This window comes from Candidatus Defluviilinea gracilis, from assembly GCA_016716235.1.
Classification (GTDB): domain Bacteria; phylum Chloroflexota; class Anaerolineae; order Anaerolineales; family Villigracilaceae; genus Defluviilinea; species Defluviilinea gracilis.
This window is the reverse complement of sequence record JADJWS010000001.1, coordinates 2,061,109-2,086,871: the sequence shown is the minus strand read 5'-3', so window position 1 is coordinate 2,086,871 and position 25,763 is coordinate 2,061,109. Positions and strand designations below refer to the sequence as shown.

At 54.0% G+C, this 25,763-nt stretch carries 25 protein-coding genes; 5 read left to right on the top strand and 20 right to left on the bottom strand.

The window, feature by feature from the left end:
• The first annotated feature begins 112 nt into the window (after positions 1-112).
• Entirely contained in the window at positions 113-1,381 is a 1,269-nt protein-coding gene (locus tag IPM31_09810; protein MBK9007273.1) for an MFS transporter, read from the top strand.
• 22 nt (positions 1,382-1,403) lie between these two features.
• Entirely contained in the window at positions 1,404-2,594 is a 1,191-nt protein-coding gene (locus IPM31_09805) for an aminopeptidase P family protein (protein MBK9007272.1), read from the top strand.
• A 34-nt stretch (positions 2,595-2,628) separates the two neighbouring features.
• Here the strand turns inward: IPM31_09805 and IPM31_09800 are convergent, their stop codons facing one another.
• The 13 genes from IPM31_09800 to nusA form a co-directional block, all read right to left on the bottom strand.
• Complete coding sequence (locus tag IPM31_09800) at positions 2,629-3,057, bottom strand: type II toxin-antitoxin system VapC family toxin (protein MBK9007271.1); 429 nt, start codon at positions 3,055-3,057, stop codon at positions 2,629-2,631.
• On the bottom strand, positions 3,041-3,328 hold the full coding sequence (locus IPM31_09795) for a type II toxin-antitoxin system prevent-host-death family antitoxin (protein MBK9007270.1): 288 nt from the start codon (positions 3,326-3,328) through the stop codon (positions 3,041-3,043). Before IPM31_09795 ends, IPM31_09800 begins: the two co-directional genes overlap by 17 nt.
• A 51-nt stretch (positions 3,329-3,379) precedes the next feature.
• Positions 3,380-4,792, bottom strand: a complete 1,413-nt coding sequence (locus IPM31_09790; protein ID MBK9007269.1) for an FAD-dependent thymidylate synthase — start codon at positions 4,790-4,792, stop codon at positions 3,380-3,382.
• Positions 4,793-4,887: 95 nt separating this feature from the next.
• Positions 4,888-5,565 (bottom strand): metal-dependent hydrolase, encoded by a 678-nt coding sequence (locus IPM31_09785; protein MBK9007268.1) that lies wholly within the window; start codon positions 5,563-5,565, stop codon positions 4,888-4,890.
• A 25-nt stretch (positions 5,566-5,590) separates the two neighbouring features.
• Complete coding sequence (locus IPM31_09780; GenBank protein ID MBK9007267.1) at positions 5,591-6,154, bottom strand: hypothetical protein; 564 nt, start codon at positions 6,152-6,154, stop codon at positions 5,591-5,593.
• A gap of 87 nt (positions 6,155-6,241) precedes the next feature.
• Positions 6,242-7,159, bottom strand: a complete 918-nt coding sequence (locus tag IPM31_09775) for a bifunctional riboflavin kinase/FAD synthetase (GenBank protein ID MBK9007266.1) — start codon at positions 7,157-7,159, stop codon at positions 6,242-6,244.
• Between the two features lie 68 nt (positions 7,160-7,227).
• Positions 7,228-8,169 (bottom strand): tRNA pseudouridine(55) synthase TruB, encoded by a 942-nt coding sequence (gene truB / locus IPM31_09770; protein ID MBK9007265.1) that lies wholly within the window; start codon positions 8,167-8,169, stop codon positions 7,228-7,230.
• A 43-nt stretch (positions 8,170-8,212) separates the two neighbouring features.
• Positions 8,213-9,178, bottom strand: coding sequence for a DHH family phosphoesterase (locus IPM31_09765; protein ID MBK9007264.1), 966 nt, complete (start codon positions 9,176-9,178; stop codon positions 8,213-8,215).
• Positions 9,179-9,255: 77 nt separating this feature from the next.
• Complete coding sequence (rbfA, locus tag IPM31_09760; GenBank protein MBK9007263.1) at positions 9,256-9,606, bottom strand: 30S ribosome-binding factor RbfA; 351 nt, start codon at positions 9,604-9,606, stop codon at positions 9,256-9,258.
• Positions 9,607-9,713: 107 nt separating this feature from the next.
• A complete protein-coding gene (infB, locus tag IPM31_09755; GenBank protein MBK9007262.1) occupies positions 9,714-11,489 on the bottom strand; it encodes a translation initiation factor IF-2 in 1,776 nt (591 codons plus the stop codon).
• A gap of 110 nt (positions 11,490-11,599) precedes the next feature.
• A complete protein-coding gene (locus IPM31_09750) occupies positions 11,600-11,905 on the bottom strand; it encodes a YlxR family protein (protein ID MBK9007261.1) in 306 nt (101 codons plus the stop codon).
• A 71-nt stretch (positions 11,906-11,976) separates the two neighbouring features.
• Entirely contained in the window at positions 11,977-12,303 is a 327-nt protein-coding gene (locus IPM31_09745; protein ID MBK9007260.1) for a hypothetical protein, read from the bottom strand.
• A complete protein-coding gene (nusA, locus tag IPM31_09740) occupies positions 12,281-13,834 on the bottom strand; it encodes a transcription termination/antitermination protein NusA (protein MBK9007259.1) in 1,554 nt (517 codons plus the stop codon). The genes IPM31_09745 and nusA overlap by 23 nt, the downstream gene beginning before the upstream one ends.
• Positions 13,835-13,966: 132 nt before the next feature.
• Here nusA and IPM31_09735 point away from each other — a divergent pair, with 132 nt between their 5' ends.
• The 3 genes from IPM31_09735 (at position 13,967) to IPM31_09725 (ending at position 15,813) form a co-directional block, all read left to right on the top strand.
• On the top strand, positions 13,967-14,464 hold the full coding sequence (locus IPM31_09735) for a four helix bundle protein (protein MBK9007258.1): 498 nt from the start codon (positions 13,967-13,969) through the stop codon (positions 14,462-14,464).
• 81 nt (positions 14,465-14,545) lie between these two features.
• A complete protein-coding gene (locus IPM31_09730) occupies positions 14,546-15,280 on the top strand; it encodes a class I SAM-dependent methyltransferase (GenBank protein ID MBK9007257.1) in 735 nt (244 codons plus the stop codon).
• On the top strand, positions 15,277-15,813 hold the full coding sequence (locus IPM31_09725) for a DinB family protein (GenBank protein MBK9007256.1): 537 nt from the start codon (positions 15,277-15,279) through the stop codon (positions 15,811-15,813). Before IPM31_09730 ends, IPM31_09725 begins: the two co-directional genes overlap by 4 nt.
• Before the next feature lie 92 nt (positions 15,814-15,905).
• Here IPM31_09725 and IPM31_09720 read toward each other — a convergent pair whose 3' ends face one another.
• From IPM31_09720 to IPM31_09690, 7 genes are all read right to left on the bottom strand, one after another.
• Positions 15,906-17,426: a hypothetical protein gene (locus IPM31_09720; GenBank protein ID MBK9007255.1), complete on the bottom strand. Its 1,521-nt coding sequence runs from the start codon at positions 17,424-17,426 to the stop codon at positions 15,906-15,908.
• On the bottom strand, positions 17,423-17,977 hold the full coding sequence (locus IPM31_09715; protein MBK9007254.1) for a hypothetical protein: 555 nt from the start codon (positions 17,975-17,977) through the stop codon (positions 17,423-17,425). Before IPM31_09715 ends, IPM31_09720 begins: the two co-directional genes overlap by 4 nt.
• Before the next feature lie 210 nt (positions 17,978-18,187).
• Positions 18,188-19,375, bottom strand: a complete 1,188-nt coding sequence (locus IPM31_09710) for a hypothetical protein (GenBank protein ID MBK9007253.1) — start codon at positions 19,373-19,375, stop codon at positions 18,188-18,190.
• 3 nt (positions 19,376-19,378) lie between these two features.
• Positions 19,379-21,769 (bottom strand): FTR1 family iron permease, encoded by a 2,391-nt coding sequence (locus tag IPM31_09705; GenBank protein MBK9007252.1) that lies wholly within the window; start codon positions 21,767-21,769, stop codon positions 19,379-19,381.
• Between the two features lie 313 nt (positions 21,770-22,082).
• Entirely contained in the window at positions 22,083-22,796 is a 714-nt protein-coding gene (locus IPM31_09700; GenBank protein MBK9007251.1) for a glycosyltransferase family 2 protein, read from the bottom strand.
• Between the two features lie 23 nt (positions 22,797-22,819).
• The gene (locus tag IPM31_09695; protein ID MBK9007250.1) at positions 22,820-23,569 is read right to left on the bottom strand and encodes a methyltransferase domain-containing protein; all 750 of its coding nucleotides are present in this window, start codon (positions 23,567-23,569) and stop codon (positions 22,820-22,822) included.
• Between the two features lie 9 nt (positions 23,570-23,578).
• A complete protein-coding gene (locus tag IPM31_09690) occupies positions 23,579-25,531 on the bottom strand; it encodes a glycosyltransferase family 39 protein (GenBank protein MBK9007249.1) in 1,953 nt (650 codons plus the stop codon).
• Between the last annotated feature and the right edge of the window lie 232 nt (positions 25,532-25,763).

The following is a 25,763-nucleotide window of genomic DNA, read 5'->3' as shown; positions in this document are numbered from 1 at the left end:
GGATTTTCCCTTCGTGGGCTTTTAATAAAAAATGAACAGTCGTTCGTTTTTTATTGTAGCGTATTCGGACAAATTTTGTCAAGCCTGAAAACCGAAATGGTAGAATCGCCCCATGCTTCCCCTCTCCAGCATGGAAAAATACATCCGCGCGCATTTGCGCTATAACGTCACCATGAATCTGTTGGATGGCGCCTTCTTCGGCTTGGCGCTCGGCTTCGGCTCGTTCGCCACGATCATCCCCCTCTTCGTCACCCAATTGACCGACTCCGCGATCCTCATCGGACTGGCGCCCGCGTTCCACGCCATCGGCTGGCAGTTACCGCAACTCTTCAACGCGGGTCAGATCGCGCGGGCGCGCGAGTATAAGCCGATGGTCCTGCGGAACACCCGCCACGAACGCGTCCCGTTTTTTGTGCTGGGAGTCACCGCGTTATGCATTCCCGTCATCGGAGTCAAAGCCGCGTTGGTCATCACGTTCCTCGCGCTGGCGTGGCAGGGAATCGGCGCGGGCTTCACCGCCAACCCGTGGACGAGTTTTATGTCGAAGATCATCCCGCCCGAATCGCGCGGCGCGTTCTTCGGCATGCAAGGCGCGCTGGCGAATCTGGCGATCAGCATCGCCGCCATCGGCGCGGGATATTTGTTGGAAACTGTCGTCTTCCCCAAAAATTTCGGCGTCAGTTTTTTGATCGCGGGCATTTTCCTTTTTGTATCGTATGCCGCGTTGGCGCGGTCGCGAGAACTTCGGGACGAGGAAAAAGTCGTTTCGGAGAAGCAGGCTCACTTTTGGGAAGACGCGAAGCGCATCCTGAAAAAAGATAAAAATTTTAATTGGTATCTCGTCTCGCGCTTCTTCATGATGTTCGCAACGATGGGATTCGCGTTTTACATCCTGCTCGGGTTGCGGCGCTTCCAAATGGATTCGATCACGGCGGGCTACTTCACCGCCGCGCTCACGCTCGCGCAGACGTTCGCAAACGCGGGCATGGGCTGGCTCGGAGATAAAGTTGGGCATCGCGCGATGTTGATCCTCGGCGCGGTCGCGACCATTGCGAGTTCGGTCATCGCGTGGTTTGCGCCGACCATCGCATGGTTGTATCCCGCGTTCATTCTTTCAGGAATCGGCAATGTCGCCTTGTGGACAATCGGCATCACGTTCACAGTGGGCTTCGGCAACGACATCGAACGTCCCACCTACATCGGCTTATCGAACACGCTGGTCACGCCTGCAACCATCGCCGCGCCGATCCTGGGCGGATGGCTAATCGATCATCTCGGGTTTGGTTCCGCATTTGAACTGGCGACGATCATCGGAATCATCGCCGCAGGCATTTTGATTTTTGTTGTGAAAGATCCGCATAAAAACGTAATGCCGACTTAAGTCGGCGCTACAGGAGATAACCATGACCCTCATTCAAGAAAAAGTTTCGCAAGCGATTGACATTCTCAAAGAACAACAAACCGATATGTGGTTGACGTTCGTGCGCGAGACGAGCGGTGTGCGCGATCCCGCGCTCGATCTTTTGATTGGCGACAACGATCTCACATGGCACTCCGCGTTGATCCTCACACGCGAAGGCAAGAAGATCGCGATCGTCGGCAACCTCGAAACGGAAGCGGTTCGACAGCTCAACGTCTTCGATGAAGTTCTTGGATACGACTCCGCCGTCAGCGGACTTTTGCGCGACACGATCACTCGCCTCAACCCCGACGGGATAGCGGTCAACACTTCCCGCAACAACGTCCACGCCGACGGTTTGACTCACGCGATGTACGAATTCCTCAAAGAGTATCTGGCAGGCACGCCATACGCGGATCGTCTCGTCAGCGCGGAACCCATCATCAACGCCCTGCGCGGACGCAAGACTCCCACCGAACTTGCGCGCATCCGCAGAGCCGTTGAGATCACGAACGAAATTTTCGAGAAGACTTTCTCTTTTATCAAAGTCGGCATGACCGAGATCGAAGTCGGCGAATATATGCACAACCTTGTAAAAGAATATGGTGTTGGACTCGCTTGGCCCGCAGAGAACTGCCCCGCTGTGAATTCAGGTCCAAACAAAGTAGTGGGACACAATGGTCCCACCGAGATCAAGATCGAACGCGGACACATTGTCCATTTCGATTTTGGCGTGAAATACGAAGGCTACTGCTCCGACATTCAACGCGTTGGCTACGTCTTGCGCGAAGGCGAAACCGAAGCGCCTGTCGAAGTCCAGCGCGGCTTCATCACGATCCGCACCGCCATCGAAAAATCACGCGAGGCGATGAAGGTTGGCGCGACGGGAAATTCTATTGACGTGATCTCGCGTGAGATCGTCGAAGATTCGGGGTACCCCGAATTCATGCACGCGCTCGGTCATCAGTTGGGACGTGTCGCCCACGATGGCGGCGCGTTGTTGGGTCCGCTGTGGGAAAAGTATGGCGAGTCGCCGAATCAAAAACTGGAACTCGATCAGGTCTACACCATCGAGCCGCATGTCATGGTCGCCGGGTATGGATGTGTGGGGCTGGAGGAGGATGTGGTGATGACAAACAAAGGCGCGGAATACATCGGCGAGCCGCAGAGGGAAATTGTGTTAATTCAGGGATAAAAGTGAAAAAGACACTGCGGTCGCAGTGTCTTTTTCACTCAGGCAATGTCAGCAAGCCCGCCCTTTTAGCGGCATCCTTAAGTTGCATGTCATACGTAACAACAGTGACGGGCAACTCGAGCGCATCCTGCCAAGTTAACCCACAAGCCAGATGAATAGCATCGTATCCACGCAGGGAAAATTCTCCAGTAAGCGAATCGGCACGGGCGACAAGTTCCTCAGAAATCACGATACGTTCATAATGGTGCCAATCAGATCGGAAGTCTCTTAAGGCAATCGAGTGATGTTCCTGAGTAATGGAATTCATGCGAAACAAACGATTGATCCCAGCCGCCATTTCCGCCCGCGTGGTCAATCCTGTGGCAACAACCGCTCCGCCAGCAATCAACTCAGCAATATAGTCAGAGCCATTCTCTTCAATATATCGCTTGATCAACGCGCTGGTATCAAAATACAGATTCATTCCGCATCTCCACTACAAGGTCAGAGGCAAGCTTTTTGCCGCGATTGATCGCAACAGGTTTGCGGCGCGGCAACTTCTGGCCACTCCACGCAATAATGCCAGCCTGTTGCAAGGTTTTCACTCGCTCCTCCAAGGTAATGTTGGGCGGAAAAATTCGCGCGACGGACTTGCCGTGCGAAGTGACGTTGATAATCTGCCCCTTCTTCGCCTTCGCAAGGTAATAGCCCAAACGGGCTTTGAAATCGCGGACTCCGACAGTCATTTCAGCCATTCCTGCTCCTTCCAATTTTGTGACCACATTATATCATTTATGGTCACAAAATTATACCCCTGCAAAATACCCATCCTCAACCCCCTGCCAAGTCTCTTCGTGTAATTTCATGTACTTCGTCAACAGCGGATGGACACGCGCCATCTCCTCGTAAATTTTTTGTGCGACCCTTCGAATCGAAAAGTGCGCGTTGGCGGCGGAACGTAACTGGCAAAATGCAAACGCCTCGCGCAGATTGAATTGCGCCAGCACGCGACGGTTGAATCCGTTGGGGACGACATATTGCGCGACAGCGGGATTGAACGCGAACAACTTCTCGTACATCCCGCCAGCGGACTCCATCGCCGCCTCATACGCGGACTGGAAGCCTGCCTCGCCGATCAACAGCGGAGTCGCGTACCCCAGCCGCGTCGTCAGTCTCTGCGGCGTCTGCGTCATCATGCGGTGACGTTTGAATTCGGCGTACGCGCCCTGATCCATGACGAGATCGAAGGTGTAGGTGGAATATTCCAGTTCGCGGAGGGGAACATCGAATTTCCTCAGTCTGCTCAATAAACTCTCAGCAAGTTTTTCTTTTTCTCCGCCGCTCAATCCCTCAACATGATTCAGCGCATCTGCATAAGCCATCTCGCCAAACCGATACAACGCAGCGGCAAGTATTTTCCTCTCCCCATCTTTATCGTAATCAATCAATTTACACCAGTCTCCACTCTCCACTTTCCATTTTCTATTCTCTAATTCCCCCAATTCTCGTATCGTCTCCACCAAATACGGAACTTCATCCGCATATTTCACCAGCGTAGGAGTCTCGGCTTTGGAAACTTCTCTCACCTTCACGCCGATTTCTCGCACTTCGGCGAGTTCGTGCGAAAGCATTTTGCGAATCGTATTTTCGATAACGCGCGCGTTCGCGGTCATGCCGACGTTCGCCAGCGCGGCGGCGGGAAGGAGGAATCGGCACACGTCCACGTACTTCGAGCGGATACGGCGATCCCATGCCTCGTCTTTTTCGTTTTCGCGGCGCGGGAAGCGGTCGAGGATGAGAGTCCGCACGGGGTCAAGCGACTCGGCATACGTCCGAAAGAGGAAGCGGATCGTTTCCACAAATTCATCATGCAATGGATGTCCGATCAGTTCGGGCGGAATCGTGAAATCATCCTGTCCCCATTTTTGATAGCGCGTGGATTTTTCAGTGTATGAGGCGAGTCGATTCGACTCGATGCTCTCGATGGCGATGCGCGAAACATTTTCGAAGGCGATGTGCAGAACCGCATGTTCCGCCACCGAGGCGTGACCGTATCCCACCACCCACTTCTCATGGAACTGCGCCGACTTTTCGTCGCTGAGTTCGGCGGCAATGTCACGGAAGGATTCGGGCGAGCGCGATGTTTTGGCAAAAGCGACCGCGATGGTTTCGGGGCTGAGCGCGCGTGGCGAGAGTAAATAAATTTCATGTTTGGGCATGAGGGTCTCCTATAGTGAGCGAGATAAATCTCGCTTTACGAAAGCGGGCAGATTATAAAAGAAAAGGGCGGTCAAATGACCGCCCGCGGGTTTTGTCACAAAGACTCAACGGTTTGTTTCATCTTTATCGTGACCACCATCGTAATGATGAGCGAAAGCAAATACAACGCGCCAAAAATCGTGTATGCCAAGCCCGTTGCACCACTTGCAAAGAACAGCGCGGCAAAAACGACGAAGAGGACAAATTGCGCATACGCCAATGTTTTAGCCGAACCTTGCCGAGCAACGTCCGTGTTGTGTTTGCGCGAAAGTGAAATCAGGAGGAGGAAATATAAACCAAACGCCAGAAACTCTCCCGTTTCAAGAATGATATTCAACCATGCAGGGACGGTGAATCCCGCCCAGAAATTGACTTCGCCGCCGAGGGGCCAAAATATTTCAACGCCATTGAACCAAATCATCAGGTCGACCAGAATGTGCATCAGAATACCGGTGCCAAACCCGATCCCAAAGTTATTCCATTTTTGATTTTTCGTCGCTGCGGCAACGATATAAAATAACACCAATATGGCAAGCACAGTGAAAACGCTATGCGTGAACGTACGATGTAATCCATGCGTATCGCCGCCGGTCAACGTAGCATAGGCGACGGCAAGGTTATCGAGGTCGGGCGCCATGCTGCCCAGCACTGCGCCAAGCAACAGCCATTCCTTTTGCGGCATCCATTTACGCGCCGCTATCCCTATGATTGCATGAAGTCCGTTTTGTGACATGTTACTCTCTCTTGATCTCTGGAATTTAGGAACTGCCGATATTTTGCGGAAAGTCCGTTGGGTTCGACGGTTTCTTTGGCGCCAATTGTTGGAGTTTGTTCAACGCGCTCAAACCGCCGAACAAGCCAAAGAGGAAAAACACATGGAAGAGCAAGCCCATCCACTCTTGAAAGACCAGCATCAAAAGCGTATCAATCGCATAGAAAATCATGCCCACAATGAACGCCCATTTCATGGCGCGGTTGGCGAAAAGACCGAAGAGCGCAAAGATTCCCGCGACAGCCGCGCTGACGATCAAACCGATCACTTTCACGACGAGCGCGGATTCTTGCATAGCATTAGCCAGCTCAATGAAGATAGTGTCCACAAGCAGGGTTCCAGCCAAGCCCACGACAAAATACATGCCTCCTCCAAATTGAAGCAAGGCGGAGTTGATGACTGACAGCGCGGCGATCCAATAAAAATTGTTCGCGCCGCTCTTCATGCGACGGACAAGGTCTGCAATTGCCGCTTGCATACGATACATCTCTCCCGTAGAGTCTGAAGCAGGCGATTGGACAGGTTGTGGCGTAGGTTCAAAAGATTGCATGATGTTTGATTTCCCTTCTCATGTGGGTTCCTATAGACACTTTACAACAAATCGGATTGAAAATCAATTGCAAAGAGGTTTCAGTCTTCACCGAAAGATTTGCCTTACCCTCTCCACATCACCCTTGATCTGTGCAATAAGCGCCTCGACCGAGTCGAATTTCAACTCATCGCGTAATCGCGCTTCAAATTCGAGTTGCAGATTTTCATCGTAGATATCGCGATCAAAATCGAGCATATACGCCTCCACGCTCATTGTTTTTTTATCGGGGGTGAATGTTGGGTTGGTACCGATGTTGACTGCCGCACGAAATTTCTCACCATTCACATACGCCCAGCACGCATAAATGCCGCCAGCGGGAATCAATTTATCAACCGCATAATCCAAGTTTGCGGTAGGGAATCCAATCCTCCTACCGCGTTGGTCGCCGCGAATCACAACTCCCCGCAAACGATACGGATGCCCCAGCAACTTTGCGGCTTCTTCGACTTTCCCAACGGTGACTAATTTGCGGATCGCTGTGGATGAGATCACGCCGCTCTCGTCACTTAGGGCTGGTACGGTTTCGACAGTGTATCCCAACTCCGAGCCGATCTCGGTCAGGCGCGGAATATTGCCTTCGCGGTCTTTTCCGAGCGCGGAATCATATCCAAGCACAAGGTGATCCAGCCCGAGATAGGATTTGAGGCGTTGCATGAAGTCGAAGGCGGTGATGTTCGCCACCTCCCTGTTGAACGGATGCGTGATAACCACGTCCACGCCCATGTTGCCGAGAATTTCTGCGCGTTCGTCGGGCAGGGTCAGCAACTTGATATCGCCGCGCCCGAACACTTTGGATGGATGCGGATCGAACGTTAACACAACCGACGACGCTCCGTCTGCGCGCGCGCCCTCAACAAGTTTCTGAATGATCTGTTGATGTCCGCGATGCACGCCGTCGAAGACACCGACAGTGAGCCACGACTTTTGCAATGCTATTTCTTCGAGGGAACGATAATGATTCATGTAGATAAACGATTCCAGCGCCTCATCGGCGCTGGAATGATAACAGTTAACTTCTTTATCGTGGAGGACTAGGCGTCGTTCGTGAAGAATACTTTCTTCGGTTGCCAGGCGAGCGCGCCGTCTTCGCCTGTGATACATTCCATCAATGCGACTAGTTCGCCTTGCGTGCTGACGCCGCGCACTTTATTTCCAAGCGCCGCATCTTCCGCCGCTTTCACGCGATGACCATGCCTCACCCCTTCTACTTCATCGGGGCTGAGTTCGATGGCGGGCCAATCGCCCAAGGCTTCGGCGGCGGGGATGAGATATTGATACCAATTGCCTGCGGTGAACGCCTCTTGCAATTTGCGGAGCGGCGTCGCGTCGCGCAACGAGAACCGTCCGCTTTTGGTGCGACGCAAGCCGACGAGGTACGCGCCGCATCCCAATTTTTCACCGAGATCATTCGCCAACGAGCGCACGTAGGTGCCAGACGAACAATGCACATCAATCACAACTTCGGGCGGCGTCCACTCCAACACTTCGAGGTGATGCACGGTGATCTTGCGCGGGGCAAGGTCCACCTGCTCGCCCTGACGCGCCATTTCGTACGCTTTGCGTCCCTGCACTTTGACGGCGGAATACGGCGGCGGCGTTTGCTCGATCTCGCCGACGAACGTTTTCAACGCTTCTTCAAATTGCGCCTCGGTCACATTGACGGGCTGGGCGGATGGAGTCACCCTCCCCTCCGCGTCGAAGGTATCAGTCTTGCCTCCCATGCGGATAATCGCCTGATAGCGTTTATCCGATGCGGAAACATATTCGCTCAACCGAACGGCGGGACCGACCAAAATCACCAACACGCCAGACGCGCGCGGGTCAAGCGTGCCGGTATGCCCTGCGCGGCGCAAACCTGTCCCATTTCGGATTGCCTGGACTACATCGTGTGAGGTCATGCCAACAGGCTTGTCCACCACTAGGACGCCGGAGATGGCATTCTTCATTGTCTGGTTATCGGTTTGTTTATTCATTTTTCCTCCATAAATTTATTGATGGCATTTGTGGATAACTATTTTAATCAAGGTGGAGCATTTCACGAGTTGACTTTAGTACTACAGGCTGTACCTCGCTTAACGCGCCGGGGATGTCTGCCCCGGCTGCGGCGGCATGACCGCCTCCGTTGAAGTGTTTCGCAACTCTCGAAACATCCACAGACGGGTCCAGCGCGCGCCATGAAATCTTGACATGCCTGTCGTTTTGTTCGACGAATATCATACCCACTTTGTTTCCGTTCCCGGTAATTGCTGAGATTATATTAATCAAATCGGCATCGTCGTTCCCGCCGTATCCGGCTCGTTTGCGATCTGCGACGGTTAGGGTTGCCCAGACAATCCCATGCTTTTGCTCAAGATTGGAAAGCCCCGCCCCCCAATATCGCGCCGCAGGAAACGTTTTATGCACCAACGAACGCATGTACAAGTCAGACATGTCCACGCCTGTTTCCATCAACGCGGCGCACAACCGCATCGCGGAGGGGTTTGTGTTTGGCGTGCGGAAGCCAAGCGTGTCGGTAACGATCCCGGTTAATAAAGCCGCGGCAATCGGCTTGGTGATCTTGTATCCCCATTGGGGCAGATAATTGGTGAGGATGGCGGCGGTTGCCACCTCATCTTCTTCGATCAGGTTCAATATGCCGAATCGTTCGTTGGTTTTGTGATGGTCGATATTGATATCGGGCGCGCCGAAATTCTCAAATGCCTTCCCTACGCGCTTGAAATCGGCGCAATCGACGGTGATGAAGGTATCGTGTTCCCCTTGCGGCTCTTTGACGATCAGTTCGCTTCCCTCCAGATATTTGAACGAGGAAGACACGCCGTCTACCAGCACCATTTGCGTTTGTTTACCGGCGTCTTTGAGCGCCAACCCCAAACCGAGCAGGGAACCGATGGCATCGCCATCCGGGCGAACGTGCGACGCAATGACGATCTTCTGCGCCTGCTCCAACCGTTGTTTAATTTCCCCTGATTGTGTTTCTATCATTCTCGAAAAAATCCCTTCCATTCATGATCACCCGGCGTCTTGGCGAAGTATGATCATCGCATCAACAAGCCGCGCGGTTATTTTTTGTTTCTCAACTCTGCCAGCGCCTTTTCAATACGGTCGGCATTTTCAGGCGTCACATCCCAGTGGAAACGCAGGCGCGGAAAGGCGCGCAGTTCGACGCGCGAGGCGAGAGTCCGCCGCAGGAAACCGGAAGCAGACTCAAGTCCGGCAAGAACGTCTTTCGAGCGCGTCGTCCCTTCGATGGCGGAGACGTACACATCCGCGTAGGCAAGTTCCCTATCTACTTTTACGTCGGTAATGAAGATCTGTTGCAGGCGCGGGTCGCTGATCTCGCGGATGAGCATGTCCGCAAGTTCCTGACGGATGCGATCCGCGATACGTTGAATACGAATTCCTGAAGGCATGGCAATTTACGATTTACGATTTTTGATTTACGATTTACGATTGGTGGTCGAGTAGTTCTGAGCGAAGTCGAAGCGTCGCGGGACATATCGAGACCACAGTTTTTGATTTACGATTTTTCCAACACGTAGCAAATAAGTTGGTCGCCGGGCTGAATGTCGCTGAAACCTTTGAAGCCAACGCCGCATTCGTATCCCTGCTTGACCTCTTTGACATCATCCTTCTCATGGCGAAGCGAGCCCATGTCGCCTTCGTAGACAAGGTCGGTGCCGCGATAGAGTTTCACCTTGGCGTTGCGGCGCAGTTCGCCATCGGTGACGCGGCAACCAGCCACACGTCCGAATTTCGAGGCGGTGAACACCTGCAACACTTGCGCGCGACCGATGACTTTTTCCTTCACTTCGGGTTCGAGCATACCCTTGAGGGCTTTCTCGATATCCTCGGTCATGCGATAGATGATCTCGTACAGGCGGATATCCACGCCTTCTTTATCGGCAAGCCGCCGCGCAGAGACTTCCGCCTGCACGTTGAAGCCGATCATGATCGCCTTGGATGATGAAGCCAGCATCACATCGTTCTCGCCGATATTACCGGTTTCAGCGTAAATAACTTTGATACCGATCTCGCCCTCGCCAAGTTTGTTCAACTCGGAAATGACCGGGTCAAGCGACCCTTGCACGTCGGCTTTGACGATGAGGTTCAATTCCTTCGCTTCGCCCGCCTGCACGTTGGCAAACAAGTCTTCCAGCGAGAGCTTCTTTTTCGATTGCGCCTGCGCCTTCGCGGCTTCGGCTCGTTCAGCCACGATGACGCGCGCTTCTTTATCCGAACCGACAACTTCAAACAGATCGCCTGCCGACGGAACGTCGCTCAAGCCCATGACGGATACCGGCGTCGAAGGTCCAGCCTTCTTCACGGGTTTGCCTTTGTAATCGGAAAGCGCGCGTAATTTCCCATGCGCGATGCCCGCCACAACCACATCCCCCATTTCGAGCGTTCCGTTTTGAATGAGCAGGGTGGCGATCACGCCCTTGGTTTTATCCACTTCGGCTTCGATGACCGTGCCGATAACCTTGCCGTTCGGGTTTGCCTTGATCTCGGTATTATCCGCCACGAGCAAAATGCCTTCCAACAGATCGTCGATGCCCTGCTTCTGCTTGGCAGAGACGGGGATCACCATCGTATTCCCGCCCCAATCATCAGGGACGAGTTCTTGCTCGGCAAGTTGTTGTTTAACGCGGTCTGGGTTGGCGTTGGCTTTATCGATCTTGTTGAGCGCCACCATGATCGGAACACGCGCGGCTTTCGCATGGGCAATGGCTTCGCGCGTTTGGGGCATGACCCCATCGTCCGCCGCGACGACCAGCACCACAATATCCGCCCCTTGCGCGCCGCGCGCCCGCATCTGCGTAAACGCCGCGTGACCGGGCGTATCGAGGAACGTAATCGGGCGACCCTTCTTTTCCACTTGATACGCGCCGATGTGCTGGGTGATGCCGCCCGCCTCGCCCGACGCCACATCCGTCTGGCGGATCGCATCGAGCAGGCTGGTTTTGCCGTGATCCACATGTCCAAGGATCGTCACGACCGGTGGGCGGTTCTTCAACTGCCCAGCCTCCTCGCCGGCGATCATCTTACGCCACAGCGGAACTTCGCCAGTCTCCACTTTGACTTCTTCGATCACTTCGGGCGCCGCTTCATAGCCGTATTCAGCCACCACGATCGCGGCGGTGTCGAAATCCACCGACTGATTAATGGTCGCCATGACGCCGTTGGTCATCAATTTTTTGATCAGGTCGATTGGGCTTTTTTCGATCTTTTGCGCCAGGTCTCGCACCACAATACTGACCGGCAATTCGATCTTCTTGTTTCCATTGGTACTCATAGGACTGCCTCCAATTCTCAAAACGCCAAAAGCCATCGGCAATCTGACGCCTTGCTAATTACACCTTCCACGGCGGCAACCCGGTGAGTCAACGATTCATATGGCTCGGGTCACCGTTCCCTATCTGCGTGATTAGCAGGCAGGGTATTCATAAAGTTTTCCAACGTTTTGCGTTCATCATCCGTAATCGTTGTTTTTAACGCATGCGCCAATGCGCCCTTCAAGGCTCGTTCCCAACATTCGCGGCGGTCATGTAAGTATGCGCCCCGCCCGGCTTTTTTACCGGTTGGGTCCGGTTGCACCCCTTCTGCCGCGCGCACAATGCGGATCATCGTCCGCTTGGGCAGGACTTCACGACAGCCCACACACGTCCGCTGGGGCGCATGCTTCACACGTTGAACAAGTTTCTTTACCATGCTCCTTGACGTTGTGTTCGCGATGCGCGATTTGCTTGGCAGAATCGCGCCTCACGAAGATTCACCAGAAATTACTCTTCCTCACCAAACGCATCGCCGCCGCGCTTATGTTTCTTGCGACCCACAACTTCGCCGCGTTCTTCATCCAATACCAACTCGACGCTCTTCTTCTTGACTTTCTTGCCCTTCTTCTTATCTGCGGACTCATCGTCTCCGCCCGCAGTTTGGAAGATCTCCGGCTTCATTGCGAAGAGTTCATCCAGCGAGACGCCGTCTTTGGCGTGTTCGTCTTCATCTTCTTCGACAGCCTTCCTCGCGTCTTTCTTCGTGGATGCCTGCTTCTCCGTAGGCGGCATTGCCTCAACGGGGAGAGCCTCAGGCTGGGATACCGCTTCCACAGCCGGTTCCAGCCGTCACGTCGGCGGGAGGCGTTTCGGGGAATTGAATCGCCGCGAGGGCTTCCTCGATATTTTGCATGGCTTTCGGTCCGATACCGGCGAGTCCGAGTATGCGGTTTGAATCCGTTTTCAAGGTTGCCATGAGACTGCCAACCGTATCGTAGCCCGCTTCGACAAGGATGTTGTATGTATGTTCTTTGATGCCGGCTTGCTCGAGGGGCATGCCGAATGCCGCGGTGGGAATATCGGAGTGCTCGCCTGTAACCACCCCTTCGGCGCGGGCGGCTTCTTCTTTGATCTGAATGGTGCGGCGCTCTACACGGTCGACAAATTGCGCAAGGGCGGTAAATTCTTCCGGAGTGAGCGGGCGATTCTCCGCTTTTTTGGCGAGGCTTTCTTCGATGCTGGGAATTGCCTCGACCGCGTTGGGCATGAGCGCGGAAAGCTCGGCGTCGTTTTGAAGTTTTTGCAACGCATCGCCAGCGGCTTCCGTGAGCGATTTGATGTCGATACGCCAGCCGGTCAGTTTGGCGGCGAGGCGGGCGTTCTGACCGTCGCGCCCGATGGCGAGACTCAGTTGGTCTTCCTGCACCACCACGGTGGCGGTCTTGTTGCCGTCTGCATCAGAGACATAGACGCCAGTGACACGCGCCGGGCTGATGGCTTTCGAGATGTATACAACGGGGTCTTGATCCCATTGAATGATGTCGATCTTCTCATCGTGCAATTCTTTGACGATGGCTTGAATGCGCACGCCTTTGATTCCCACGCACGCGCCCACCGGGTCGACGCCAGCCTGGGTTGCCATAACCGCAACTTTGGCGCGCGCGCCGGGTTCGCGCGAAATGGCGCGGATCTCAACGATGCCGTGATAAATTTCGGGTACTTCGTTCTCTAACAGGCGGCGCAAGAAGTTACGATGCCCGCGCGAGAGCACGATCTGCGGGCCGCGCGAGCCGTCCTTTACTTCGAGCACTACCGCGCGGACGCGATCATGCACCTTGAAGCGTTCGCCAGGGATGCGCTGGTTGGCGGGCAACATGCCTTCGGCTTTCATATCCAGCCCGACGGTGGTTGCCTGCGCGTTGGTGGCTTGCACCACGCCGCTGACGATCTCGCCGATCTGTCGTTCAAAGTATTGCATCTGGTTGGAACGTTCCGCTTCGCGAATGCGTTGTTGAATAACCTGGCGGGCAGTTTGCGCGGCGACGCGGCCGAAATCTTTAGGAGTGGTCTCCACGATCACCATGTCGCCGAGTTGCGCTTCGGGGTTCACTTGCCGCGCTTCGTCGAGCAATACCTCGGTTTTGGGTTCGATGATATCTTCGACGACTTCTTTTTCGGCGAACACCAACACTTTGCCGGTTTCGAGGTCGATCTTCGCTTCCACATGTTGGGCAGTGGACGCGTTGACAGCCTTGCGATAGGCAGATGCCATCGCAGACTCGATCGCCCCAAGGATGATCTCCTTGGAGAGTTGTTTTTCCTCCAACACTTCGTTGAACGCCAGGGCAATTTCGTTCTTTGACATGCGTGGTACTCCAATTTCTCCTATTTCAAACAAAAAAGTGGGGGTGAGCCCACTTTCCAGTGCGTGCTTCTAAGTTCAACTGACAACGGCATTTTAGCACGGGCAGTAAAAAGATGCAAGATATAATTACGGGTGCAGGTCAGCAAAAAGGCAAAAGAGCAAAAAGGCAAAAGAGCAAATTGGCAAATCTGTAATCTACCAGGAGAGGAATTGAAAATGGACCATAATGAAATGAGTTTTGAGGAATGGCAACAGACGGTTCCAGCGACAATCCGATCTGAAAAGTTTTGGACGTTAACCGCCTATCAAAAAGGGTTGTATCTTTACGATTTATTGTGGGAAGATACCGAAGAATGGCGAAAAGATGAGCGAGGACAAGTCCTTTCAAAACAAATCATCGGGAGCTCAGATTCGGTCTGCTCCAACATTGAAGAGGGCTTTGGGCGAGGATACGGAAAACAATATTTGCAATTCTATCTATATTCCCTTGGCTCTGCGCGCGAGACCAAAGGACGCATTTACCGCGCCAAGGCATTTTACTCAAAGGATATACTTGATAAACGCCTCAAACTTGCCAGTGAAGTCGTCGCCTTAATTCTCACCGAAATCAATCGCCAACGCGGGCGTTAACCCACTTGCTGAATTGCTCTTTTGCTCATTTGCTGAATTGCTCATTTGCTCATTTGCCCATTTGCCATTCACACAACACCTATGACTCCTAGAAACCTTGCCAAAGCCGCTTTGCGCGGCGAGCCTTCATATGTTTGGAGAGCCGGTCAACAACGACGCCTCGACATGATCGTGAAATTTGCAGGTGAACGCATCAAAGGGACGATTCTCGAAAACGGATGCGGCGTCGGCATGTACGTCGAACGCCTCTCTCCTTTCGGCGGAACCGTCATCGGATTGGAATACGACTTCGACCGGGCTCACGAAGCGCGGACTCGCTCACCCTTCATCCTTAACGCGGCTGGGGAATTTCTTCCGCTTCTTTCCGGGACGTTCGACCTGATTCTCAGTCACGAGGTGATCGAACACGTGCAAGATGACCGCTCCGCCATCCGCGAAATGATCCGCGCTCTCAAGCCCGGCGGAAGGCTTATTTTATTTTGCCCAAATCGCGGCTACCCCGTCGAAACGCACGGAATTTATTGGAAGGGCAAATATTACTTCGGCAATAAATTGTTCGTCAATTATCTGCCGCGTAAACTGCGCGACAAACTCGCTCCGCATGTGCGGGTTTATTCACACAATGATCTATTGAATCTTTTCGATGGCTTACCTGTTAAATTCATCGAACAGACGGTCATCTTCGGCGCGTACGACAACATCATTGCGCGGTTTGGGATGTTGGGTAAGTTCTTGCGCGGAATGTTGCAATTCCTTGAAAAGACGCCGTTGAAGATTCTGGGAATATCCCATTTTTGGGTTGTGGAGAAGATATGAGTTCAAACTCGAACAAATTGGATTTGCTTTCCAAGTTAAAAGACTCCAACCAGCGAGTCATCAATTGGTTCACAGAGATCCCAGCGGACGAATTCTTTCATCGCGAGGGCGCGGTCTGGGCGGCATCGGATAATGTGGATCATCTCATCAGGTCGCATAAACCGATTGCCCTGGCGCTGAAGTTGCCGAGGCTCACACTGCGGACAATGTTCGGGGCGGCGAATCAGCCGTCCCGTAGTTATGAGGCGATCTGCGGGGTGTACAAAGATACGCTCGCCGCGGGTGGAGTCGCTTCGGGGAAATATCTTCCCAACCAGCAGACTCCTGCAAAGCCAGAAGTTGTAAAGGCAGAATTACTGAGTCAATTTTCAAAAGCCAGCGCGGACGTGGTCTCGGTCGCCGAAAAATGGAACGAGGATGATCTGGATGGTTATCTGCTCCCCCATCCGTTGATCGGAAAGTTGACGATCCGCGAGATGTTGTATTTCACGATCTATCACAACCTGCGCCATGCGAGTCAGGAAGGCGATTGAGACAGCGTAGTTATTTTATCTGCGCGCGTTTGTGTTTCTTCTGCCTTGACGCAGTGACTCTGCGGCAAGAACCTGTTTTCATGATCGCTTGATCACTTAATCCCAATCTCCACGCTCGTCCGCTCCAGCAGTACGGGCGGAATGATCACGTCCAGATTCAGGCTGTACGTCACGAACTCTTGCAGGGCGAGGCGATACCAGAGCGTAGTCTCCACCGTCAGCGGACCTTGCGCCGAGGCGGGGATGGGGATGGCGTAGGGAATCGTGTCGCTGGCGTTGGCGGGGATGGGGTCGCGGGTGTAGGTGTAGGATTCGGCGTTGAAGAGGATATGCTCATTGATAACTGCGCCGTTTTTATCTTTGAGGACTTTGATGTAAATGACGGCGTTGGGATCTATCTGTCCTGTCTTATCGTTGAACCAGCCGCTGTGATAAATGATACTGCCCGCCGCGTCGGTCACTTTGACTTCGAGCCAGATGTGACGCTGGTCGAGCGCGCCTGTGGGCAGGTTGTGTCCCGCGCCCGTGTTGGCGATGGTGACGTTGAGATTCGCTGTGGCATTGGGGGAAACGCTCTCAGGCGCCGAAACGCTCAAAGTCGCCGCCGACTGCAACAGGTCAAGAATGAGGCGGTTTTGTTCGAGCAAATCCGCTTTCCATTCGTCCGTCGAAATATCGCCAGGCGGAAGTCCGCCGCGCAGAAACGTCACCAGATTGGATGGGAGGTTGGAATTGGTGAGCAGATAATTCACGCCGACAAAGCGATGCGAAACGATTCGTTCGGGAACCTGACCTGTTTCGTTTAACTGGGAGATATACGCCGCTGGATCAGGGTGCATGTGGCAATCCTGACATTGGATGTTTTTCTCGGCGTATTCGCTCTTCTGCCATTCTTCGTAGGTGTTTTGCAAGTGCATGGGTTCGCCGCCGTTGATTTCGACGGGGCGAATTTCGGTGTGACACGCGCCGCAAAAATCGGAACTGCCCATGAGCGGGTTGTGCGTTTTGGCTTGCATACTGCGGGCGTGTTCGGCGGGCGCCGCCATGATGAGCGCGTCGTTGTAATTGTTGAGGTTGTTGATATCGAGCGTGAGCGCGCCGTTGCCCGCCAGCGGGTCGGCTTTGACGGCGGTGTGACAGATGATGCAGGTTGTGCCTTCGGCAGTCGCTTCGCTGGGACCGACGACCGCCAGCGGATTAATTTCGCCCATCAGCAAATTGACGGGTTCGTGACACGAATCGCACCAGCGAATTTTCTCCGTGCCGAGGCGGTTCTTGTGCGCCACTTCGTTGTTGCTGATGGCGGTTTCGTACAGAATATCGGGACCTGTGACCGAGTGAATGGAACTGACCCACTCGCGGTATTCCTTGTCGTGGCATTGGGCGCAGAACTCGGCGGTGGGGATGTTTTTCGCGTCGAGCATTTTGCCGTCGGCGGTTTGCAGGTTGCCAGGCGCGAAGGGATTATCGTTCCAGGGCATGGAATAAAACGGAATATCTTCGCCCGCAGTCAACCCCGTGCCTTGCGGTTTGGGCAGGAGGAATGTGGCGAATAAAAACGCGATCAGGGTGAGCGCGCCCCCAACGACGAGAAATCGAATCGGCTTGCTCATTGCGGGTTGATGCGTTTCCTGCGGCGGGCAACGTGAAAGCCGATGAACGCCAACGCCAGCAACGCCAGCCCCAAATGCGCGGTGTTCATAATGAGATACGCGGAGTAGCCCGCCATCCAGACCACGCCGCTCATCCACAGAATGCTGGGGATGAGGAGGATGAATCCGCTCAGACCGAGCCAAGCCATCAGCCAGTTGAGGATGTGACCGTAGACGCGCTGATGATACGCCCAGTCCGATTCGTTTTCGTTGCGGCGAAAGGCGCGCCAGACGAAGATCAGGTTGATCGCCAATTCGCCCTTCTTCTTGTAATGCGATAATACATACGGGATTAAATAAAAGAATCCAAGAATGCCAGTGATCAGGTGAATCCATAACGCGGCTTGCGAGGCGCGCCAATTCCACGAGCGCGGGACGAGGTAATAGAACAACCCGCTGACGAGGGCGATGGCGAAACAGACCATGAACGGCAGGAGATAATCGCGCACGGCTTTCACGGCGGGAGAGATGCGGGCGGAAGTTCGGGATTTGGCGGTTGCGTTTGTAATCATAAAAATTTACCACAAAACAGAAGAGCGAGATTCAACGTCCCGAAGGCTTAGGAAGAAGGCGGTTTGATGTGCAAAAGCCTTCGGGACGTTCTGCGAAAATTATTCAATCGCCTTACGCGATGTTCCGTACCGCAAAGTTCACTTTGCGACCTACTCTGAGGAAAAACGGGTGAATGGCAAGATAAATCTTGCCGTACTGCGTAAGGTGAATCATTCTATCGCCGCGGGGGCGGGGACAGTGACTTCGATAACAGGCGGCGCGTCGGGCGCCCAGCCTTCCGCTTCGAGGTTGAGCGCAATGTTCGCTTTGGCGGCGGCTTGCGCGACGAGCGCGGCGAGGGCGGTGGCTTTATCCTGCGCTTCCGTGCCGAAGGCGTCGGCTTCTTCAGGCGAGAAGACTGTGCCAGCCTTTTCTTTATCATACAAGTTGTTGACGTAGGTCACCAGATCGGTGAAGCCCGCGTCAATTTGCGTGTCGAGGCTGGCGTCGGCGTTGGCGACGATGGGGCGGATGTTATCATACGTCAAGTCCAAGCCTTGCAAAATGCCCGTCACATCCAACAGGCGGCTGGCGGCGATGAAGCCCGTCCCTTCAAAGTTGTTGCCAGAGACGAAGGTGGATAACTTCCATTGTTCAAAATATTCGTTCATGGTCGGGATCATCGTGACCATCGCCATGAAAGCGTCTTCGAGAGTCGGCTCCCAGGCTTTGATGGCGTCCAGTGTTTGTTGCGCGGCGCTATCCAAACCTTGCGTCGCGCCGAGCAAAATTTCCGCTTCGGGCAGGGCTTCGCCCAAACCGAGGCTTCCGTCGCCGTTCAAATCCACAGCCAGCCCGACGTATTTTTCAACCGTGCCATACAAGATGGGTTCGGTGAGCGTGTGGAAGAAGTTGCCAGGGCTTTCGAGCGTTGTGCCATCGGCAAGTTTCAACGTCCATTGAATCGCTTCGGGGTCTTCAGAGGCGGGCGCACCCGCGTCCAGCCAGCCGTCGTAATAGGCAAGCGCAGGCACGCCTGCGATGATGCCTTCATTCAATTCGTAATGCGTGTGCGCTTCGAGCCAGTCGGCGCGCATTTTATCGAGCAGGGTTTTCGCGGCTTCGGCATGATTCGCCCACAAATATTCGTAGGGATTCGCATCGGGATGGTCCGCTTTGATTTGGGCGATGGCGGCGTAATATTTTTCCGCGCCCGCGCGCAGGGACGCCGTCGCTTCTTGCATACGGGACGCCTGATCCACCGCGTAGGCTTTCACTGCGCTGAGGTCGGCTTGGGCGGCGGCGGGTTCTGTCGAAGCCGAATCAACTGTCGGCGCGGCTTGAGGCGTCGCGCACGCGGAGAGAATCAGGCTGAGGGTCAGAATCCCTGTCAGGGATGTGATCCAATTTTTCTGCATGTCTTACGAAACTCCTTTGGGTTGTGTGATGAGGGTGTCTTTCTTTTTCTTGCGCCATAGACTGTAACTGAATGTAGCGATCAGCAATAGCAAAAATAAAATTTGCGCGAGCGTGGTTTCGAGCGTGGGGTACACGCCGAAGAGTTCCATCAGGATCAAGTTTTCGGGAATCCACGTCAGCAAATGCGCGGCGACGAGACCCGCCTCCTGCAAACCGCGCACGCCCGCGCCCGTCAGGTTGAACGCCAGCATCATCAGCAATAAACCTGTGACGGTGAAGAACGGTTTGAGCGGCAGGCGTTTGCTCAATTTCAAAATCGCATACGCGACGGCGAAGATGACGACCGCGCCAATGACGAAGCCGAGCAAGATCGAACTGGCGGGCGCGTCGAAGGCGAGGGCTTGATAAAACAAAACAGTTTCAAAGCCTTCGCGGAAAACGACGGTGAAGCCCAAGCCCGCCAACGCCAGCGCCGAACCCGTGTTGAGCGCCTTGCCCACCTGCGCTTTGACGTAGGCGATCCAATCCACCACGTACACTTTTTCAAACAGCCAGTTGGTGACGTAAAACAACACGACCACCGCCAGCAAACTGGAGGCGCCTTCGATCACTTCGCGTTGCGCGACGGTGATGGTGATGAAGCTTTGCGCCGCCCACCAGATGAGGAGGCTCAACGCGATCGCGGCGGCGACGCCCGCATAAACCCACGCGCTGAATTTGCGCGGGCTGTTGGTGGCGCTCAAATAACCGAGGATCGCGCCGAGGATCAGCACCGCTTCCAAACCTTCGCGCAGGATGATGACCATGCTGTTGACGACGGCTAAAAATCCGCTCATGCCGACGGAGAGAAAATCCTGCGCTTCGTTCAACTTGACGTTGAGCTGGTTCACGCTGGCGGCAATTTCCTCGGCGGGGGCTTGATCGGCGATCAGCGTGGACAAGCCCTTCTGCCCTTCTGTGCCTTCCCAAAACAAGCCTTCGAGCTCGCGCGAAAGGACGGGAGCGCGATGCGCCAGCCGTTGTTCGGGTCCGCTTTCGTAAATGGCGTAGGCTTCGATGCGCGCGCGTTCCGCGTCGGCGTAATTTCCCGCGCGGGCGGAGGTCAGCATTTCATTGAGCAGTGTATTCAAAATGGTGAACGCCGCGGAGGTATCGGTCGCGTCCGCGCTGACCTTCAACGTGGATTCGATAATCCCCAGCGCTTCATCCACCAAAACTTTCACGTCGTTCGGTTCGCCATAATTGAGGATCGTCGTATTGAGTTCGCTCAAGATCGCTTCAAGCCGCGCGGCGGCGTTCGGGTCCACAGCGGCAATGGACGGGCGCACGTCTTCAAAGACCGTTTGCGCCTGGGCGCGAAAGGTGATCGCTTCCTGATATTCGATGGCGACTGTGATCTTCCCATCGCGCACGCCGTTCTTGTATTCGACGTAAATGAGATTGGTGAAGAGATACAGCAGTTGTCCGCGTTTGGAAATTTCGGCGGGCGTGAGTTCAACGGGCTGATAATTCGTCAGCGCCGCATGAATGCCGTCCGCTTGCGTTTTGACTTCCGCCCAATCTTCGTTCAACGCGGCGGCTTCGAGCGCGGCAAAAGAATCTTGCAACGCGGCGGTTTCGTCCGCGCCGAGCTTCTCGCGCATATCCGCTTGCAGGATGGAGAAATATCCCGCCGACTGCCCCGCCCATTCGGCGGCGCGGGTGGGGAATTTTTTCTCAACCGCATCTTCGATTTGAGTCAACGCATCGCGCAGGCGGAAGAAGTAGGAGTCGCGCAGATCGTTGGCGATGATATCCGCCGCATCCCCCGCCGACAGTTGATTCTGCGCCACTTCGGCAAGCGCCTGCGCCGACGGATCGTCCACCGTGTTGACGCGCGTGGCGGAGCGGTATTCGCGCAATTTCAGCCATTCAGCGGCGGCGGCAGAGTCGCCCGCCGTCAGCGTGGCTAAAGTCAAAGTTTGGCTACCCTGCAAAAGGGCGGTCCAGAGGCGTCCGCGCGCGGCGGCTAAGGCGGCGGCGTTGCCATCCAGCGCGGCGGTTCGCGCGCGAGTCAAAGAATTCAAAACCAGCGCGTCGGCTTCTGGCGCGGATTTTTGATACGCGGGTTGTAGACTCGTCGCGTAAATTTCTGCGGCTTGGTCGAGCAAACTCGCGGCGGTCTGATAATTGGCGGCGGGGTCGCTGGCGCGCGCGGCGGCATACAACTCGCTTTGGGCTTGAAAGGCGAGGTCGCGCATCCGCTGGGCAGAATCCCAGACGGGAGTGGTTTGGGCGCGGGCGGGGAGGGTGAACGCGAAGAACAGGAGGAGAGGCAATAAAAGATAAATGAAGCGCGATATGGGAACATGTTGAAAGGGAATAAACGCGCCGCACTTCCTATGTTGAGTCATTGCGGCAGTATAACGATTGTTAGTATGAAATTCTAGGTGGAGGTGGGAGATTGGATATAACCCCGCTTGCGATTGATTTTCAACCAGGTTGAGAGTCAGTCTGCCTCGTGGCATCTCAACATCGCAAAAATTGCCTGAGAGAGCGTTTCTTAACTTCTTTTTTAGACACGGACGCCACGGATTTCACGGATTTTCACGGAAGGATCATATAAAAGGCTGTCTTTTTTCCGTGTGTTCCGTGAAATCCGTGTACAAAAGAACAGGGTTTAAGACTTAAGAAAACAGTCTCTGAGAACAAAAACGCCATGGCGCTTCAAACCCGTTTGTGTCTTTTTTGAACAACAAGTTTCCAATACAGTCCAGCCAACTGCCGCAGTGAGCGAATGATCCGCCAGGGGACGAAGAATTGAGAGACGCCGTACTTGCGCGAGTAATGATTGACGGGGACTTCGGCGAACACATACCCCGCGTCTTCGATCTTCTTGACCATTTCAAGACAGATCGCCCCGCTGACACTTTCTAATTCGATCTCGTTGAGAATCCTGCGGGGAATTAAACGAAAGTCACAATCCACATCGCGGATGCGAATACCGAAAAATATTTTGACGAGGTTGTGATACGCGCGACCGATGATAGTTCGAAGAATTGAATCATTGCGGCTGAGTTTGTATCCGTTCGCGGCATCCGCGCCCTCGTGAAGCGCGCTCACGAGCAGAGGCAACTCCAGCGGGTTGTATTGCGAGTCGCCGTCGGTATAAAAAACCCAATCTTTGGTCGCCGCCTTGAAGCCGCTTCGCAGAGCCGCGCCGTATCCCTTATTTACAGGGTGATGAATGATACGCAATTCGGGATATCTATTCCTCATCTCATCCAGGACGGTTGTTGTGTAGTCTGCGCTTCCGTCATTCACAACCACAATTTCAAAATCATTGGAGACCTGACGCAGCGCAACGCTCGCCGCGCTGATCATGCTCGCGATCGAACCGCCATCGTTATACGCCGGGAATACCGCGCTGATGCTGGACACTCGTCCCTGTGCGGGATTCGTTGTCACGCGGTTTGCCCCTTTCGCCCCACTGCGACAACGCTCAAGCCAAAGGGCAGGCTGTTTCTAGCAATGAGGGCTGATTCACTCGTCAGAATTTTCTCGAAGATCGTGTTGAATATCCCCGCATTCAAGTTGAGGTCGGATCGTCCTTCTCTCGCAGAGAATAGTGTTTCGCCTATGCGCTTCAACACTGCCAGGGGAAACAAAAACATATTGGCAAACGTGATGTGCTCGACCTTGAATCCGCCTTCAGCCAGCAAATGGGCGACCTCTTTGGCGGTATATCGTTTCTTTGTATGCACCATCTCATCATGCCGCCCGCGCAGCCAATCGTACGCGGGGAGGCGTAGAAGCACGCGCCCATTCGGAACAAGAACACGGGCAAATTCACGAAGCGCAGCGAGATCGCTATCAACTGCTTTTTCGTAGAGGACGTCGAAGCTGGTCACAAGGTCGAATTCCGCCGAACCAAATGGAAGGTCGAGAATTGAGGCGCAAGCGATGCGGGAAATGCCTCTCTTACGGCAGAACTGCAAGGCGAGAGGGTGAATATCCACGCCGGTCACGCAACCATAGGCAGGCAGAAGCGCGGTCATGGCTGAACCGGTCCCGCATCCCGCATCGAGGATGCGAAGCGATGAAGAAGCGCCGTACCAACGGGCAAGCATCGTCCGCGTGATGGACGCCATGCCGCGATACCACCAATGCTCGTCTTCGACCCGGTACATGAGTTCATATTCGCGCGGGTCCAAGGTTCCTCGCTAGGGAATTTGATACGCCATCAAGATGGTATTTTGGCAATCATAGACATAATGAACTTTGCCGCCGGGGTGGAGGCGCACCCAATCTTCCAATTCTTTGATTCGATCCGGGTTGGCAATGATCGTTTCACCGTGAATCGCGCGTAACGAATCGATCGGATCAGAATGGTTGATGATCGGCCTGTGTTGGCTGAGAAAGTCAGTGGATGCGTGACTCCCATAAAAAAATTGACCGTCGCTAAGCAAATACACCGAAGACTCGCTCTCGAGGGTCTTCACGTATGACCCCAGATAAGATGCAAAGCGACCCGCCAGGTTTCCTCCAAAACGACACTGGCCCGCAAAATCGCCAAAATAAGTCCATGCGTTGAGGATGAGCAAGCCGAGAAGGACTATCGATATAGAGAACGCGTACGCTTGCTTTGAATTTTGCCACCCTATCCCAAATACCGCGAGAATCTGATCCAGTCCAATCGCGCACATGACCAACGCCGCGGGAAACGCCATCAACATTCGGTATGAATCCGCGGAAGGGGGAATGGCAAATAAACCCACAGCCAAGGTTGCGCCCCAGAAATATCCGTTCAGGAGAAGGTATTCGCGCGAACGAGCGCGTAATAAGGAGACAGCCAAGCCGATTAAAAACAACACAGATGAAACGACGGTTAGCATGGGCGCCGGGGAGCCATAAAAATCGAACGCCGGGTAATAAATAAGCGACAGAAAGGCGTGAACCACGCGCCCAAAGAGAATGGTCGCCGCCGATTGTCCCGTGCTTTGGATGGTGATATCCAGCCAGCCCGATTGAAAGGTTCCATTCTGCGCCAGCCGATTCAGAAATTCGTTCGTATTGCGTGAAATGTAAACCGCTTCCGGCAGGATCGCGATCAAGAAGCCGCCCCAAAAAGCGAGCGCGACTCGATAGATCGTTTTGAACCACGCTCGGTAAAAAATGAGGGCGAGCAACATGTAGACCAGCACAAGCGCAATCATGACCTGCGCCGTCAAATAGACTGAAAAATGGATCGCCACCAGAATGCCGCTCAACGCGGTCCGCCAAGCCTGGCGTTTTTCGAGCCCGCTTAAGAGGAAATATAATTCAAGCGGCACAAGCCAGGTGCCATGAATATACGCCACAGACGCAATACGGCTGAAATTGATATGCGTATGCGATATCGCCAACAGAATAGACGCGATCAACGCAATTCTGGGTCCGCCGACCTGGCGGGCAAACAGATATAACGCGGGAACGGCTATCACGCCTCCGATCGCAGGCGCCAGCCGCAATGCAAAGGAATTTGCGCCAAACGACCTGAGCGCGATGTTGATGACTTGCAGATAGAGAGCGCCAAAATTTTCCCATAAAGCGAACGGGTTGGATAACCTTCCCACAGCCGTAGATTGGGCGGCAAGCCCAACCAACCCTTCATCGCCATCCAGGACTCGCGGAACCTGCCCAAGATTGTAAAAACGCGCGGCGACAGCAACGGCCGTTACGGCAAGCGCCAACAAAATCTCGATGCGGTTTTCTCGTATTTTTTCCTTGATGGTCCCCACAGACACACCCCCATTCGCAAACCCGAACAGGTAACCGATCACCCCCATGACCCAAATGGACATGATAGGCAGGTAATTCCTCTGAGAAAGAGTCGCGCCGTATGCCGCCAGCGCGGAAAGCGTTATTGCAAACAAGCGCCAGAATACTTGATCGCGAAACAGAGGATGAGTTGAAATCTTTTGCAAAAACCCTGTGGGTTGAAGTGTCAATCCCACCAGGAACAAGATTGCGCCCGCTAGAGCCAGGCCCGTAAACGGTGGAAAAACAACAAGATCATTGACAGGCTGTGACGCGATCAGGATTTGACTCAGGAGGAGAAGCGCGAACCCTATAAAGGCAATGAATCGGCGCGCCTTCAAAACATCCCCATCCATCCCCGATTGTTGATCTGTCATGGCAACTCCGCGTGATCGATAATTTGCAGAACGGTACAGTCCGATGGCGCTTCACAACTTACGCAGACGTTGTGATCGACATACTCCTATTTCATTTTTGATTCGCCGGCGCGCATGGATATCGGGATTATACCGAAAAAAAACACGCTTTCCAGCCAAACATAAAAAAATTGCAAAGCCGAAAATGAGAGTTTGTTTATTTTTTGATTGAATTCATCACAGAAATACAATA